The following is a 16389-nucleotide window of genomic DNA, read 5'->3' on the forward strand; positions in this document are numbered from 1 at the left end:
AGCGCGCCGCACGTCAAAGGCCCGGGCCATCGGCCCGGGCCTTTCTCGTGGACGGCGGCGGCCGCTCAGACGGTGAGCGGCAGCCGCGCTCCGGCCTCCTGCCACAGGGCGCGCGGCGAGCCGGTCAGCGCCGGCAGCGAGCAGGCGGTGCGGAACAGCCGGACGATCCCGGGGTCGCTGGTGCCGGCCGCCCCGAAGGCCTGCACGACGGTGTGGGCGCTGTCCAGCGCCGCCGACACGCAGGCCGCCGCCGCGGACGGGGCCAGGTGACCGGCGGGCACGCCCTCGTCCTCGCCGTGCGCCGCCCGCCACAGCCCGATCCGGGCGAGGGTCAGGTCGACGGCGCAGCGCGCGATGCGGTGGGCGGTGCCCTGGTGCTCCAGCAGGCGGCGGCCCGCGACCACGCGTTCGCCGGCCCGCTCCTGGGCGGCCTCCAGGCAGCGCCGGGCCACCCCGCACGCGTACGCGGCGAGGGCGAGCAGGTCGCGGTCGCGCGCCGCGTTCGCCGCGGAGGCGTCGAGGACCGGCTGCGGCAGGCCTGCGAGCGCCTCCGGCCGGGGCTCGGACAGCCGCCACCGGCCGTCGGGGGCGTGCTCCACCAGGGCGTCGGCGGCGGCCGGCGCGGTGCGGTGCTGGCCGACCCAGGCCCGGTAGGCCTCGGCGGCGGCCGGCGCGTGGCCGCCCTCCGCGTACACGTCGAGGAAGCTGCGGACCGAGCGCACCAGGGTGTGCGGGCGGCAGCCCGCGCCCAGCTCCTCCAGCACGAGGAGCCATTCGAGTTGCCCGAACAGCGGCCGGGCACCGGGTGCGGGGGCGAGCAGTTCGGAGAGGCCGACCGCGTCGAGGACGTCCCAGCCCGAGGCGTCGGGCGCGGCCGCCGCCTCCTGCTTGCCGACGGCGTCGGTCAGCCGGTGCTGGGTCGCATCCAGCTGGAGGTTCATCGGACCGTCCTGCCGATCATGAATTCTCCTGCGATCAGGTCGAGCTGGAGTTCCTGCGCGCCGCCGGAGATGGTCAGCTCCGGAGCCTCGGCCACCGCGGCGCGCAGCAGGGTTCGGTGGGGTGCGGCCTCGTCCGGGCCCGGCACGGAGAGCAGTTCCTCGGCGGCCCAGCGGGTGACGGCCTGGGCGGCCAGGCCGCTCGCGAGTTTCGCGTACGCGGTGACGGTCTCGTCCGTCTCCAGGCCCTCGGCGGTTCCGGCGGCGTGGTAGGCGAGCGCCCGGGCGTTCTCGACGAGGAACTGACGGCGTGCGAAGTCCGCTGCCAGCACCCGTCGTTCGGCCTCCGGCCGGGCGGTCAGCTCGGTGCGGGCGGCGGCCAGCCAGGACTGGGCGCGGGTGAGGTAGTCGAAGCCACCGCGCTCGAAGCCGATCACGGTGGGCAGCAGGGCCCAGCCCTTGTGCAGCTCGCCGACGAGCGCATCGCGGTCGACCCGCACGTCCCGCAGCGTGATCGTGTAGTACGGCTCGCCGGAGGCACGGGCGACCGGCTCGATCCGCACCCCGGGGTCGCGCAGGTCGACCAGGAAGAGGGAGATCCCGTCGTACCGGCTGTCGCCCTGCCGGGTGCGCACCGAACAGAGTGCGATCTGCGACAACTCGGTGAGCAGGCTCCAGGTCTTCTCGCCGGTGATCCGCCAGCCGTCGCCGTCGGGCACGGCGCCGGTGGTGACGCGGGTCAGGTCGCTGCCGGCTCCCCGCTCGGAGAGCAGCAGGCTGGCCAGCAGCCGGCCGGAGGTGATCGGGGGCAGCCAGCGGCGGCGCTGTTCCTCGGTGCCGAAGGTCAGCAGCGGGCAGCCCACCCCCTGGACGGTGATCAGGTGGGCGACGTCCGGCAGGCCGCGCAGGCCGATGCGTTCCGACACCGCCGAGTGGGCGGCCAGGCTCAGACCCCGGCCGCCGTACTCCTCGGGGTAGTGCACGGCCAGCAGCCGTGCGGCGCCGAGCGCCTCGAAGGACTCCCGGACGCCGGCGTCCGGCCGGAGGCCGTCGAGCACCTCGTCGACCTCGGTGACCAGGGCCGCCTGGACCGGATCGAAGTCACGACGCACTGGCGGCGCTCCCGTCGGTGGCGCGGGCGGCGCTCAGGGCGGCGGCGAGGGGCACGGCGGGTGCCGCGGCGGCGGCCGCGGTGGCGGCACGCAGCTGCTCGACCTCGGCCGCGAAGTCGCGCAGCACCGGATTGGCGAAGAGCAGCGAGACCCGCAGCTTGAGCCCGGTGCGGCGGGCCAGCTGGCCGACCAGGTGCATCGCCAGGATGCTGTCGCCGCCGGCCGAGAAGAAGTCCTCGTCGGCACGGACGTCGGTCCGCTCCAGCAGTTCGTGCGCGAGCGCGAGCACGAGCGCGGACAGGTCACCGCCCGTGGCGCCGACCTGTGTGCCGTCCGACCGGACGGGGTTCTGTTCGTCGGCATGGCCGTTCATGGGTGCCGGACCTCCGCTTCCTCTGTTCGTTGCCTCGTGGCGGGCGCCGGTGCGGCGCCCCGGGTTGGTCGGGTCGCTCCGCGGGTCACGCGGGCAGCGCGGAGCCCACGCCGAGGGCGTCCGCCTGCAGCCCCTGCCGGTCGACCTTGCCGCTCACGGCGACCGGCAGGCCGTCGACCCGGCGCCAGACCGTGGGCACCATGTACGCGGGCAGCCGGCCGGCGGCGAACGCGGACAGCGCCCGGGCGCCCGGCTCCGAGCCGGGGGCGAGCACGGTCACGGCGACCAGCCGGACGCCGGTGATGCCCGTGTGCGGCACCACGGCCACGTCCAGGATCTCGGGGTGCTCCAGCAGCCGCGCCTCGACCTCGCTCAGCTCGACCCGGAAGCCCCGGACCTTCACCTGGTGGTCCGAGCGGCCGTGGTAGACGATCTCGCCGGCCTCGTCGAGGTGCCCGAGGTCGCCGGTGCGGTACATCCGCTCGCCGGGGAAGCCCGGGTCGGGGTGGGCGACGAAGCGCTCCGCCGTCTGTCGCGCCCGGGCCAGGTAGCCGCGTGCGAGGTGCGGGCCGGAGAGCCAGATCTCGCCGACCTCGCCGGGCGCGGCGGGCTTCAGCGCATCGGTCAGCACCTCCGCGCGGATGCCCGGGACGCCGGTGCCGATCGGTACGTGCGGCCCGGTGTCGGTGGCGGTGCAGCGGTGGGTGGTGGCCCAGACGGTGGACTCGGTCGGGCCGTACTCGTTGTGCAGCTCCGCCCCCGGGACCGCGGCTAGGTGCTCCCGGGCCAGCGGGTACGGCAGGGCCTCGCCGCCGAGGATGACGCAGCGCAGCCCTTCCGCGGCCTCCGGGTGGAAGCGCAGCAGCGCCGCGTACTGCGAGGGGAGTCCGTCCAGATGGCTGACCTCGTGGGCCCCGAGCAGGTCCGCGAGGAGCTGCGGGTCGCGGATCTCCTCCTCCCCCGGGAGCAGCACCCGGCCGCCGGCGGCGAGTGTGAAGTAGAGGCCCGCGACGGCGGCGTCGATGGTGAGCGGCGCGAGGACGGCGTAGACGGACGGCTCGGGGTAGCTGCCGAACCGGGCCAGGGTCGAGCCCACCACCGACCGGTGGGAGATCACCACGCCCTTGGGGAGGCCGGTCGATCCTGAGGTGAAGATCGCGTACGCCGCCTGGTCGGGGTGGACGACGGGCAGCTCGCCGTCGTCCACCTCGTCGCCGTCGTCCGCCGGGGCGTCCACGGGCCTGAACTCGGCGCCGGCCGCCGCGGCGACCTCGGCGTCCACGCCGGTCACCAGCCGCAGCCGCGCCTCGGAGGCGATCAGGCGGATCCGGTCCTCGGGCAGGTCGGTGGCGATCGGGATGTAGGCGGCGCCAGAGAAGAGCGTGCCCACCACGGCCACCACGGCCTCGACCGAACGGTCGACGGCCACTCCGACGAAGGTGTCGGGCTCGGCGCCCGCCCGCACGAGGGAGCGGGCGAGCCGGCGGGCGCGGGCGACGAGCTGCGCGTACGTGATCGACTCGCCGCCGGCGACGACCGCGACCGCGTCGGGGGCCCGCTCGGCGCGCGCCTCGATCAGCTCGTGCAGCGTGCCGGTTCCGGTGACTTGCTCCATCAACTCAACTGTTCCCTTGTGCGGCTACGGCGGTCGGCGCGTACCGGTGGATGGCGGCGGTGAGCCGGGCCCGGACCTCCGGGGAGTCGAGCAGCCCGGCGGGGACGTCGACGCGGTGGAGTTCGACGGCGGCCGGGTCGGCGACCAGGAGGTCCAGCCGCGGATCCGGGCGGGCCGTCACACCGACGACCGGCGCAGCGGGTGCCACCGGCTCGGCGGCCCTGCTCGCCTGGAGGAAGCGCAGCCAGGCGCGGTAGCGGTCGAGCAGGTCGTCGACCATCTCGTACGCCTCCTCGTCGCCGCCGTGCACCTCCGCCATGGCGTCCCGCCCGGCCGACAGCGCCCTCTCCCACCGGGCCACGTCCGGCCCGGCGGCCGGCTCCGCCGTGGTGTCCGGGTCGATGCCGGTCGCCGCGCACAGCCTGCGGAAGTCCTGGACCATGTCCTCGACGGTCACCGGATACGGGTCCACCAGCAGCGCCGGCGTGCCGGTGAGCGCCGAGACGTGCAACGCGAGGGCGGCCGTGCCGCAGTAGGCGAGCACCAGGGCGGGCCGGTCCGGAAGCCGGGCGGCGACGAGGGCGGCCTGCTCGGAGAGGGTCAGCGGCCGGTCGACGTGGTGCACCAGCGGGTCGACGCGGACCAGCCCGGCCACTCCCTCGCGGGCGAGGAAACCGAAGTCGGCCGTGTCGCCGGCCCCGCGGAACTCCAGCGCGAGGACCGTCTGCGCGCCGGTCACGACGGGCTACCGCCCGGGGCGGTCGCCCGGGCGGTGCCCTCGACGGCGGCGACCAGCGACGCCGGGCGCATGTCCGTCCAGTGCCGGTCGATGTAGTCGAGGCAGTTCTGCCGGCTGTCCCCGCCGTGCACGCTCTCCCAGCCCCCCGGGACGTCCAGGGCCGCGGGCCACAGCGAGTGCTGCCGCTCACCGTTCACCAGGACGAGGAACTCGCCGTCCACATCATCGAATAGAGCGCTCACTGACCCACCTCGGGATTGCCGTTCTGCCGAAAACCGCCGCGTACGACGAATCACGACCGTAGGAGATCGGGAAGCCCGGGATCGGCAGCGCCGGAGGCGGCCGGGCGGCAGATTCCCCCGGCGGTTCCGCGGGCCGGCCCAGGTGCCTGGGTTCTGCCGGTCGGGGTGCCGGTGCGGGCGGGGCCCGGCGTCTAGCGTTCGGATGTTGACCATTGCGGCGTGTGGTGGCGGCCTTCGATGCCCCTGGAGGAGATTTCGTGATCCCTGTGTCGTTCGGCCAGCACCGGCTGTGGCTGCTCGACCGGTTCGAGCGGACCGGCTGGACGTACAACATCGTCGTCCAGGCCGCGATCTCGGGCCCGCTCGACGTCGCCGCGCTGGACGCGGCCGTCGGGGATGTACTGGCCCGGCACGAGGTGCTGCGCACGAGCTTCCCTGACGTGGACGGCACGCCCGTCCAGCAGATCGCCGCGCCCCCGGCCGGCGGCGTGCTGCACCTCGTCGACGCGGCGCGGGACGACCTGCCGGACCTGCTCGAAGCCGGCGGCCGGCACCTGTTCGACCTCACCCGCCAGGCCCCCGTACACGCCCGGCTGCTGCGCACCGCGCCGGACGAGTTCGTCCTCCAACTGGTCTTCCACCACATCGTGGTGGACGGCTGGTCGGTGCGGCCGCTGATGCGCGACCTCGCCCACGCCTACTCCGCGCGGCTCGCCGGCACCCCGCCCACCTCCCCGCCGCTGCCGGTGCAGTTCGCGGACTTCGCCGCCTGGCAGCGCGAGGTCCTCGGGTCGGTCGACGACCCCACGTCACTGCTGGCCGAGCAACTCGGCTTCTGGCGCACCGCCCTCGCCGGACTGCCGGACGAGATCGCCCTGCCCACCGACCGGCACCGCCCGGCCCTCGCCACCCACCGGGGCGGGGGCGCCGCACTCTCCACCGGCGGTGAACTCCATGCCCGGCTGCGGCAGATCGCCCAGGAGAGCGGTGCAAGCCTCTTCATGGTCCTGCACGCCGCCCTCGCCGCCCTCCTGCACCGCCTCGGCGGCGGCGACGACATCCCGATCGGCACCGGCACCGCCGGCCGCTCCGACGAAGCCCTCAACGACCTCGTCGGCTTCTTCGTCAACACCGTCGCGCTGCGCACCGATCTCTCCGGCGACCCGACCTGGCGCCAACTCATCGACCGTGTACGTGACTTCGACCTGAGCGCCTTCGACCACCAGGACGCGCCGTTCGAAGCGGTGGTCCACGCCGCCGCACCCCAGCGCCACCCCGGCCGGCACCCGCTCTTCCAGACCATGCTGGAACTCCAGAACCACGAAACCGCCGTACCCGACTTCCCCGGTCTGGACGTCCGCATGCAGACCGCCGAATCCGTCGAACGCCATTCCGCCAAGTTCGACCTCTACCTCGACCTGGCGGAGACCTTCGACCGCGACGGCACCCCCACCGGAATCCGCGGCCACCTCAACTACGCCACCGACCTGTTCGACCACGACTCCGCCGCACTCCTCGCCCGACGCTTCACCCTCGTCCTCGACGCCCTCGCCACCACGCCCGACGCACCCGTCTCCCACGCCGACATCCTGGTGCCCGGCGAGGCCGACCTCCTCGGCCGCACCCCCGCGACACCGCCCGACGCCCCCACCGTCGACACCGGCGAGCTCGCCGCCCTGCTCGCCACCGACCCCTCCCTCACCCGGCTCCACCTCACCGGGGACCTCCCCGCCCCCGAAACCCTCGCCGCCCTCCACCGGGCCCACCCCCACCTGCGCCCCACCGCGACCACCCCCCTCGCCGTCCTCGACCGCGCCGGCCGGCCCGTCCCCCTCGGCGTCACCGGCACCCTCCCCACCGGCCAGCGCGCCCGCCGCCGGCCCGACGGCCACCTCGAACTCCCGCCGCCCCCGGCCGCCGCCGACCGGGACGCCCCCGGCGGCGAGGCCGCCGCCGGCCCCGCGGGCACCACCGAGGCCGACCGGCCCCGCACCCCCGCCCAGGAGATCCTCTGCGGCATCTTCGCCGACCTCCTCGGCCGCGACAGCGTCAACCTCCACGACGACTTCTTCGACCTCGGCGGTCAATCCCTCCTCGCCGTCCGCGTCGCCAGCCGCGTCCGTACCGTCTTCGACACCGAACTCGACCTCGCCACCGTCTTCCGGGCCTCCACCGTCGCCAAGCTCGACGCCCACATCCGGCAGTCCGCCGCCCGCCCCCGCATCACCCCCCGCCGGATCGACCCCCGCCCCTCCCCGCTACCGCTCTCGCCCGCCCAGCTCCGCCTGTGGATGACCGACCAGATCCAGGGGCCCAGCGCCTCCTACAACGTCCCCATCGCGCTGCGCCTGCGCGGTGACCTCGACGCCACCGCGCTCCACCACGCGCTCAACGACCTGATCACCCGCCACGAGGCCCTCCGCACCGAGTTCCACGAGACCGACGGGGAGCCCCACCAGCACGTCCTCTCACCCACCGAGGCATACCTCCGCCTCCACCGGGCCGACTACACCACCGAGGCCGACCTCGCCGGCCTCGTCGCCGCGCAGTTCTCCCACGTCTTCGACCTCGCCCGGGGGCCGCTGGTCCGCGCCCACCTCTTCACCCGCACCCCCGGCGAGCACGTGCTCCTGCTCCTCATGCACCACATCGTCTGCGACGGCTGGTCGACCGGCCCCCTGCTCACCGACCTGACGACCGCCTACACGGCTCGGCTGCGGAACGCCGGACCGCAGTGGCCCGGACTCGCCCTGCAGTACCCGGACTACACCCTCTGGCAGCACGAGCTGCTCGGCGACGAGGCGGACCAGCAGTCCGAGACGTACCGTCAGCTCGCCTTCTGGCGGGCGACGCTGGCCGGCCTGCCCGCGGAGGCGACGCTCGCGCCCGACCGTCCGAGGTCCGCGACGGCCGACCCGTCCAGCGACACCGTCGCGGTCTCGATCGCTCCGGAGCTGCACGCCGCGCTGCTGCGGCTCTCCCGGGAGAGCGGCACGACCCTGTTCATGGCCCTGCACGCGAGCTTCGCGGTGCTGCTGGCCCGGCTCGGCGCCGGCAACGACATCCCGATCGGCACCTCGGTGGCCGGACGGACCCACGCCGAGTTCGACGAGCTGGTCGGCTTCCTCATCAACACGGTGGTCCTGCGGGCCGACCTCTCGGTGGACGTGGCCTTCCGTGAGTTCCTCGCGCGGGTGGGCGCCGCGGACCTCGCCGCGCTCGCCCACCAGGACGTGCCGTTCGACAAGGTGGTGCAGGCGGTCAACCCGCCCCGTGCCCCCGGCCGCAACCCCCTGTTCCAGGTGGGCTTCACCATGGAGCACCACACCTCGCTCGCCTTCGAACCGGAGGGGCTGGCCGTCGAGGCCTTCCCGATGCGCGGCGTCTCCGCCAAGCTCGATCTCGATCTCACCCTGACGGAGACCCTCGACGAGGAGGGCTCCCCCGCCGGCGTCCTCGGCACCGTGGAGTACCCGACGGCGCTCTACGACCGGGCGACCGTCACGCGGGCGGTCGGCGAGTTCGGCCGTCTGCTGGAGGCGGTGGTCGCGACCCCCGACATCCGGCTCTCCGCGCTCGGCGTGATCTGCAAGGAGGCTTGAGCCCCGCGGACGACGGCGGCCGGATCCCCAACACCCGGGATCCGGCCGCCGCGGCGTCTGCGCGCCGCCGTCAGCTCAGGTTGGGCCGCAGCCAGCGCTCGGCCTCGCTGAGCTCGCAGCCGCGCCGGACGGCGTAGTCCTCCAGCTGGTCGCGGCCGATCCGGCCGACGCTGAAGTAGCGCGACCCCGGGTGCGCGAAGATCAGGCCGCTGACGCTGGCGGCCGGCGTCATCGCGAACGACTCGGTCAGGCCGATCTCCTGGGAGCCGGCGTCGAGCAGCTCGAACAGCTCGCGCTTCTCGGAGTGGTCCGGGCTGGCCGGGTAGCCGAGCGCGGGGCGGATGCCCCGGAACCGCTCGGCGTGGAGGTCCTCGAGCAGCGGGTCGGCGTCCGGCTCGAACCACTCCCGGCGCGCCTGCAGGTGGACGTACTCGGCGAACGCCTCGGCCAGCCGGTCGGCGAGCGCCTTGACCATGATCGCCCGATAGTCGTCACGCTCGGCCTCGTACCGGGCCGCCAGCGTCTCGGCGCCGTGGATGGCGACCGCGAATCCGCCGAGGTGGTCACCGGACGGGGCCACGTAGTCGGACAGGCAGCGGTTGGCCCGGCCGGCGGGCTTGGCGGTCTGCTGGCGCAGCATCGGGAGCCGGACGCCGTCGACCACGATGTCGTCGCCCTCGGAGTGGGCGGGCCAGAAGCCGTAGACGCCGCGCGCCTGGAACGCACCGTCGGCGATGATCCGGTCGAGCATGGCGATGGCGTCGTCGTACAGCTCACGCGCGACCGGCTGGTCGAGGATCGCCGGGAACTTGCCCTTGAGCTCCCAGGCGAGGAACAGGAACTGCCAGTCGATCAGCTTGCGGAGCTCGCCGATCTCCGGTGTCACGGTGCGCACGCCGGTGAACGCGGGCGTCGGCAGGTCGCTGAAGTCCATCCGCTCACTGTTGGCGCGGGCCTGCGCGAGGGTGAGCTGGGCGACGCGGTGCCGGGTCTCGTGCTGCTCGCGCAGTCGCTCCTGCTCGGCGCGGTTGGCGGTGTCCAGCTCGGCCGCCCGCTCGGGGTCGAGCAGGTCGGAGACCACGCCGACGACCCGGGAGGCGTCGAGGACGTGCACGGACGGGCCCTCGTACGCCGGCGCGATCCGCACCGCCGTGTGCTGCCTGGAGGTGGTCGCGCCGCCGATCAGCAGCGGGAGCTCGATGCCCCGCCGGCTCATCTCCTCGGCGACGGAGACCATCTCGTCCAGCGAGGGCGTGATCAGGCCGGACAGGCCGATCGCGTCGGCGCCCTCGGCGATCGCGGTGTCCAGGATCTTCGCGGCGGGCACCATCACGCCGAGGTCGATGACCTCGTAGTTGTTGCAGCCGAGCACGACGCCGACGATGTTCTTGCCGATGTCGTGGACATCGCCCTTGACGGTCGCCAGCACCACCTTGCCCTGACCGCGCCCGGAGGTCTTCTCGTCCTCCATGTAGGGCTCCAGGTAGGCGACCGAGCGCTTCATCACGCGGGCGCTCTTGACCACCTGCGGCAGGAACATCTTCCCCGAGCCGAACAGGTCTCCGACGATCTTCATGCCGTCCATCAGCGGCCCCTCGATCACCTCGAGCGGGCGGCCGAGGACCTGCCGGGCCTCCTCGGTGTCCTTCTCGACGAAGTCGACGACACCGTGGACCAGGGCGTACGAGAGGCGCTCCTGGACGGTGCCCTCGCGCCAGGAGAGGTCGACGGTCCGCTTGGTGCCGCTGCCGGTGACGGTGGAGGCGAAGGTGACCAGCCGGTCGGTCGCGTCGGGGTGGCGGTCGAACAGCACGTCCTCGACGAGTTCCAGCAGCTCGGCGGGGATGTCCTGGTAGACCGCGAGCTGTCCGGCGTTGACGATGCCCATGTCCAGGCCGGCGCGCACCGCGTGGAACAGGAAGGCCGAGTGCATGGCCTCGCGCACCACGTCGTTGCCGCGGAAGGAGAAGGACAGGTTCGAGATTCCGCCGCTGGTGCGCGCGCCCGGGCAACGCCGCTTGATCAGCGGCAGGGCGTCGATGAACGCCTTGGCGTAGCCGTTGTGCTCGGCGATGCCGGTGGCGACGGCGAGGACGTTCGGATCGAAGATGATGTCCTCGGGCGCGAAGCCCGCCTTGTCGACCAGCAGGTCGTACGCCCGGCCGCAGATGTCCACCTTGCGCTCGGTGGTGTCGGCCTGGCCCAGCTCGTCGAAGGCCATCACGACGACGCCGAGCCCGAAGTCGCGGATCCGCCGGGCCTGGGCGAGGAAGGGCTCCTCGCCCTCCTTGAGGCTGATCGAGTTGACCACCCCCTTGCCCTGCACGCAGGCCAGACCCGCCTCGATCACGCTCCACCGGGAGCTGTCGATCATGATCGGGATCCGGGCCACCTCCGGCTCGGTCGCCACCAGATTGAGGAAGGTGGTCATCGCCCGCTCGCTGTCGAGCAGGTCGGCGTCCATGTTGACGTCGAGGAGGTTGGCGCCGCCGCGGACCTGTTCGAGAGCGACGTCGACCGCGGCCTGGTAGTCGTCCGCCTCGATCAGCCGCCGGAACTTCGCCGAGCCGGTGACGTTGGTGCGCTCACCGATCATGACGAAGCCGGTGTCCGGGCCGATCTCGAACGGTTCCAGCCCGCTGAACCGGGTCGCGGCGGGCGGCTCGGCGACGACGCGCGGCGTCACCCCGGCCACGGCGGCGGCGATCCGCTCGATGTGGTCGGGCGACGTGCCGCAGCAGCCGCCGACGATGTTGACCAGACCCGCCTGCGCGAACTCGCCGATCAGCCGGCCGGTCTCCTCCGGCGTCTGGTCGTAGCCGCCGAAGGCGTTGGGCAGGCCGGCGTTCGGGTGGGAGGCCACATGGGCACCGGACAGCCGGGCCAGCTCGGCCACGTACGGGCGCACCTCGGCGGCGCCGAGCGCGCAGTTCACGCCGACGATCAGCGGCTCGGCCCGCTCGACCGACCGCCAGAACGCCTCGACCGTCTGCCCCGACAGGGTGCGGCCGCTGAGGTCGACGATGGTGACCGAGAGCCACAGCGGCAGCTCGGGCGCGACCTCGCGGGCGGCCGCGATCGCCGCCTTGGCGTTGAGCGTGTCGAAGATCGTCTCGATCTGCAGCAGGTCGACCCCGCCCTCGGCCAGCGCCGCCATCTGCTCCGCGTACGCCGCCTTGACCTGCTCGAAGGTGACCGCCCGGTACGCCGGGTCGTCGACCTTCGGGGAGAGCGAGAGCGTGACGTTCAGCGGTCCGACCGAGCCCGCGACGAACTTGCCCCCGGCCTCGTCGGCCGCCTGCCGGGCGAGCCGCGCCCCGCTCAGGTTCATCTCCCGGACCAGGTGCTCCAGGCCGTAGTCGGCCTGGCCGAGGCTGGTCGCGGTGAAGGTGTTGGTGGTGATGATGTCCGCCCCGGCCGCGAGGTAGCGCCGGTGCACGTCCAGGACCAGATCGGGCCGGGTCAGGTTGAGGAGGTCCGGGTCACCCGTCACGTCGTACGGGTGGGCCCCGTCGATCACCTCGCCCCGGTAGTCGGCCGGACCCAGCTTGATGGCCTGCAGCAGGGTGCCCCAGGCGCCGTCGAGAACCAGGATCCGTTCACTCATCAGCCGCCGCAGCGTCGCGGTCGCGTCGCGTCGGGTACGAGAATCACTCATTTCGACAACCTCCGTACGAAATCACCGGAGGCGCCCTTGGTCGAGTGATTTCAAGTCGAGCGTGGCGGGAGGATTTCCCGTTGCAGCGCCTCTCGACTCCGGCCCCAACTATATCGGATCCCCTCGGCGGAGCGGAATGAAATGGTTCCCGCCCACGCTCACCTGACGCCCCGTCAGACCGCGCCGACAGGGCGCCCGGCTACCGCGGCCGGGCCCTCAGGGCGGGCCGCGCCGCCCGCCCTCCGTCGAGCAGCGCCGCTATTCCCTCCGGCGTGGGGCTGTCGAACAGGGACTTCAGCGACACCTCGACGCCGAACTCGTCCCTGATCCGATTGGCCAGCCGGGTGGCGAGCAGGGAATGGCCGCCCAGCGCGAAGAAGTCGTCCTCGCCGGAAACCGGGCCGCATTCCAGGAGCTCCGAGAATATCTCCCCGAGGACGGCTGTCCGCATTTCGGGACGGGGCGGGCCGGGGCGCCTTTGCGCCGGTCCCCCCGGCGAGCCGCCGGAGACGGCCGACGCGGAGCCGGCCACCACCCGGGCGGCCGTCCCACGATCGGCCGACCCGTGATCAGCCGGTCCGTGATCAGCCGGTCCGTGATCAGCCGGTCCGTGGTCGGCCAGGTCGGCGGCTCCGGGAGCGGGCTGCCCGGCTCCGGGAGCGGGCCCGGCTCCGGGGGCGAGGTGCTCGGCCAGACCCGCCGGGGTCGGCCGTTCGAACAGCGCCCGCAGCGGCGGCTCGGCCCCCAGCTCGGCCCGGATCAGCGCGGTCACCTCGCCGGCGCGCAGTGAGGTGCCGCCCAGGTCGAAGTAGCTGTCGTCGATGGCGACCTCGGGCACCGCCAGCACCCGGGCGAAGATCCCGCAGAGCACCCGCTCCACCGGGGTCCGGGGAGCCCGCCCGGCGGCCGCGCGGCCGGGCTTCGGCAGGGCCCCGCGGTCCAGCTTCCGGTTGGGATTGAGCGGCATCCTGTCGAGCTGGACGAAGGCCCACGGCACCATGTAGTCGGGCAGCGCCTCGGCCACGTGCGCGCGCAGCGCGGCCTGGTCCACCGGGCCGGACTCCGACACGACGTACGCGACCAGACGCTTGGCGCCCGGGCGGTCCTCCACCGCCAGGACGGCCACCTGCGCGACGGCCGGATGGCTGCGCAGCACCGTCTCGATCTCGCCGAGTTCGATCCGGAAGCCACGGATCTTCACCTGGTGGTCGACCCGCCCGAGGAACACCAGGTGGCCGTCCCCGGTCCAGCGCACCAGGTCACCGGTGCGGTACATCCGGCTGCCCGGCCCGTCGAACGGGTTGGCGACGAAGCGCGCGGCGGTCGCGGACGGACGGTTCAGGTATCCGCGGGACAACTGCTCGCCCGCGAGGTACAGCTCGCCGACCACGCCGGCGGGCACCGGCTGCAGCCGGCCGTCCAGCACGTACCCCCGCATGTTGCCGATCGGCCGGCCGAGCAGCGCCTCCGCCGGCCAGTCCGCGCCCCTGGCGGGGAAGGAGTGGGCGATCGCGAGATGGGTCTCGGTCGGACCGTAGTAGTTGTCGAGCCGGCGCCGCTCGGGCTCGAAGAAGGCCTTGAGCCGGGGCGAGAGGGTCAACGCCTCGCCGCCCTGGGCGATCATCCGCAGTTCGGGCAGCCGGACGCCGGTCCGCTCGGCGGACTCGCACAGCGCGTCGAGCACCAGGTTCGGCAGATTCATGTCGTGGACGTCGTGGTCGGCCAGCCACCGCGCGAAGAGGTCGACATCGCGCCGGACCTCCTCCGGCGGCACCACCAGGGCGCCGCCGCTGGTGGTGGCGAACAGCACCTCGAAGGCGGAGGTGTCGAAGCTGAGCGAGGAGAACTGGGCCATCCTCCCGGGCGTGAGCGTGGTCTCGTACCAGGTCAGCAGGCTCACCAGGGAGGCGCCCGGCATGACCACCGCCTTCGGCCGGCCGGTGGAGCCCGAGGTGTAGATGACGTAGACGGGGTGCTCGGGCCGCAGCGGCGCCAGGCGGTCGGCGTCGGTGAGGTCGGTCGCCGGCAGGTGTCCGGCGTCGACCGGTTCGGTGAGCGTGAGCACCGGGGCGGCGTCGCTCTGCATGAACGCGATGCGGTCGGCCGGGTAGCTCGGGTCGATCGGCAGGTAGGCGCCGCCCGCCTTGAGCGTCGCCCACAGGGCCACGATCACGTCGACCGAGCGCTCCATCATCAGCGCCACCACCGACTCGGGCCCGACGCCGTGGCCGACCAGGTACCGGGCGAGCTGATTGGCCCGGGCGTTGAGCTGGGCGTAGGTGAGCACCGTGTCGCCCATCTGCACGGCCGGCAGGTCGGGGGTCCGCCCGGCCTGGGCCTCCAGCAGGTCCGGCAGGGTCCTGCGCGGCACCTCGAACGGCGGGCTGTTGCGGTTCCACTCCACCAGGAGCCGGTGGCGCTCGGCGGGGTCGAGGACGTCGATCCCGCCGACCTTTCCGGTGGGGTCGGCGGCCACGGCGGTGAGCACGCGCAGCAGACGTTCGCCGATGGTCCGGGCGGTCGCCCGGTCGAAGAGGTCCGTCCGGTAGGTGAGGGTCAGCTCGACGCCGCCGGGCGCGCCGTCCTCGCCGAAGCGCTCGGCGAAGGCGAAGGCGAGGTCGTGCCGGGCGGGGTGCGGGGTCGTCCCGTGGGGCTGCGCGTCGACGCCGGCCAGGGACGCCGGGGCCCGGTCGGTCCCCGCGGTGACCAGCACCTGGAAGAGCGGGTGCCGGGCGAGCGAGCGGGCCGGGTTGACGGCGCCCACCAGCAGTCCGAAGGGGATGTCCAGGTCGGCGTAGGCGTCCAGGCCGGTCTCCCGCACCCGGCCGAGCAACTCGGCGAAGGTCGGGTCGCCGGAGACGTCGGTACGGAGCACCAGCAGGTTGGCGAAGGGCCCGACCACGTCGTGCAGGTCGGCGTCGGTGCGGCCCTCGGCGCGGGTGCCGAGGGGGATGTCCTCGCCCGCGCCGAGCCGGTTCAGCAGCACCGCGACGGCGGCCTGGACCACCATGAACATGGTGCTCCGGGCCGCCCGGGCCACCTCCGCCAGGCGCCGGTGCGTCTGCGCGTCGAGCCGGAGACCGACCTCCTCACCCCGGTGCGTGGCGACGGCCGGGCGCGGCCGGTCATACGGCAGGGCCAGCTCGTCGGGCATGCCCGCGAGCAGTTCCGCGCGGGCCTTCAACCGCGCGGCCACGGCCGGGTCGGCGCCGCCGGCCGCGGCCGCGAACCGGCTCTGGCGGTGCGCGAAGTCGGTGAATCGGGCGGGCAGTTCGGCCCAGTCCGGCGCACCGCCCCGGGAGCGGGCGGCGTAGGCCGTGTCGAGGTCGCGGGCGAGCAGTCCGAGTGAGGTCTCGTCGACGGCGATCCGGTGGGTCAGCAGGAGCAACAGGTGGTCGTCCGGGCCGAGTTCGAGCAACCAGACCCGCAGCGGGATCTCCGCGGCGAGATCGAAGCCGTACGTCGTCAGGGCGGCCAGCCGGGCCTCGAGTTCCTCCTCGGCGATCCGTTCGACCTGGAACGCCACACCGGCGTCGACCACCCGCTGCCCGGTGACACCGTCGGTCTCCCCCTGGACCGTGCGCAACGCCTCCTGCCGCGCGGCCACGTCGTCCACCGCGGCCCGCAGCGCCTCCCGGTCGAGCGAACCGCGCAGGCGCAGCGCCAGGGGGAGGTTGAAGCTCGCACCGGGCCCCTCCAGCCGTTCCAGGAAGCGCAGGCCCTGCTGGGCGGAGGTGAGCGGAAGGCGGGCGCCGTCCGGCGCGGTTCCCCGGGGGGCGGCGGTGTCCGCCGGCACCGCCAGGGCGGCCAGCGCGTCGAGGTCCGGGGCGTCGTAGAGGTCCCGGACGCTCAGTGTCACGCCGAGCTCGGCCCGTGCCCGGCCGGCCAGCCGAACGGCCTTCAGCGAGTCACCGCCGAGGCCGGGAAAGGAGTCCTCCCCACGCACCGCGGCCACACCCAGAACCTCCGCCAGAAGCTCGCGGAGCGCTCGCCGAGCACTGTCGCCCACGCCGACCCCCACCTCGTGTAGATAAGCTCGTTCACCGCCGTCGAGCTGCGAGAACACACCCGCTGACGGTCAGAATAAGTCGCCCCGGAACGCCTCCATCG

Annotated in this window: 9 protein-coding genes; 1 reads left to right on the top strand and 8 read right to left on the bottom strand. The window is 73.8% G+C overall.

Annotated elements, in window-relative coordinates; translation table 11 throughout:
- Positions 1–65 precede the first annotated feature (65 nt).
- The 6 genes from ACZ3YO_RS19865 to ACZ3YO_RS19890 all read right to left on the bottom strand — a co-directional run bounded on the left by ACZ3YO_RS19865 (position 66) and on the right by ACZ3YO_RS19890 (position 5019).
- Complete coding sequence (locus ACZ3YO_RS19865) at positions 66–941, bottom strand: acyl-CoA dehydrogenase family protein (protein ID WP_465570854.1); 876 nt, start codon at positions 939–941, stop codon at positions 66–68.
- Positions 938–2050 (bottom strand): acyl-CoA dehydrogenase family protein, encoded by a 1113-nt coding sequence (locus ACZ3YO_RS19870; RefSeq protein ID WP_465570857.1) that lies wholly within the window; start codon positions 2048–2050, stop codon positions 938–940. Before ACZ3YO_RS19870 ends, ACZ3YO_RS19865 begins: the two co-directional genes overlap by 4 nt.
- Positions 2040–2423, bottom strand: coding sequence for a phosphopantetheine-binding protein (locus tag ACZ3YO_RS19875; RefSeq protein ID WP_465570859.1), 384 nt, complete (start codon positions 2421–2423; stop codon positions 2040–2042). The genes ACZ3YO_RS19870 and ACZ3YO_RS19875 overlap by 11 nt, the downstream gene beginning before the upstream one ends.
- 85 nt (positions 2424–2508) lie before the next feature.
- Positions 2509–4038 (bottom strand): amino acid adenylation domain-containing protein, encoded by a 1530-nt coding sequence (locus tag ACZ3YO_RS19880; protein WP_465570861.1) that lies wholly within the window; start codon positions 4036–4038, stop codon positions 2509–2511.
- A 4-nt stretch (positions 4039–4042) separates the two neighbouring features.
- Positions 4043–4777 carry a hypothetical protein gene (locus tag ACZ3YO_RS19885; RefSeq protein WP_465570864.1) on the bottom strand — a complete coding sequence of 245 codons (735 nt, stop codon included), beginning with the start codon at positions 4775–4777 and terminating at the stop codon, positions 4043–4045.
- Positions 4774–5019: an MbtH family protein gene (locus ACZ3YO_RS19890; protein ID WP_465570866.1), complete on the bottom strand. Its 246-nt coding sequence runs from the start codon at positions 5017–5019 to the stop codon at positions 4774–4776. The genes ACZ3YO_RS19885 and ACZ3YO_RS19890 overlap by 4 nt, the downstream gene beginning before the upstream one ends.
- 257 nt (positions 5020–5276) lie before the next feature.
- On the opposite strand from ACZ3YO_RS19890, the gene ACZ3YO_RS19895 reads away from it, so the two are divergent.
- Entirely contained in the window at positions 5277–8621 is a 3345-nt protein-coding gene (locus tag ACZ3YO_RS19895; RefSeq protein ID WP_465570869.1) for a condensation domain-containing protein, read from the top strand.
- 70 nt (positions 8622–8691) lie between these two features.
- Here ACZ3YO_RS19895 and metH read toward each other — a convergent pair whose 3' ends face one another.
- Entirely contained in the window at positions 8692–12279 is a 3588-nt protein-coding gene (gene metH / locus ACZ3YO_RS19900; RefSeq protein WP_465570872.1) for a methionine synthase, read from the bottom strand.
- A gap of 199 nt (positions 12280–12478) precedes the next feature.
- Positions 12479–16345, bottom strand: a complete 3867-nt coding sequence (locus ACZ3YO_RS19905; protein ID WP_465570874.1) for a non-ribosomal peptide synthetase — start codon at positions 16343–16345, stop codon at positions 12479–12481.
- Positions 16346–16389: the final 44 nt, after the last annotated feature.

It is taken from the genome of Kitasatospora sp. NPDC022785 (assembly GCF_055561295.1).

Bases quoted from the DNA above. Each gene is read 5' to 3' on its own strand.
- ACZ3YO_RS19865 (WP_465570854.1), bottom strand. From the start codon at position 941: ATGAACCTCCAGCTGGATGCGACCCAGCACCGGCTGACCGACGCCGTC.
- ACZ3YO_RS19875 (WP_465570859.1), bottom strand. From the start codon at position 2,423: ATGAACGGCCATGCCGACGAACAGAACCCCGTCCGGTCGGACGGCACA.
- ACZ3YO_RS19880 (WP_465570861.1), bottom strand. From the start codon at position 4,038: ATGGAGCAAGTCACCGGAACCGGCACGCTGCACGAGCTGATCGAGGCG.
- metH (WP_465570872.1), bottom strand. From the start codon at position 12,279: ATGAGTGATTCTCGTACCCGACGCGACGCGACCGCGACGCTGCGGCGG.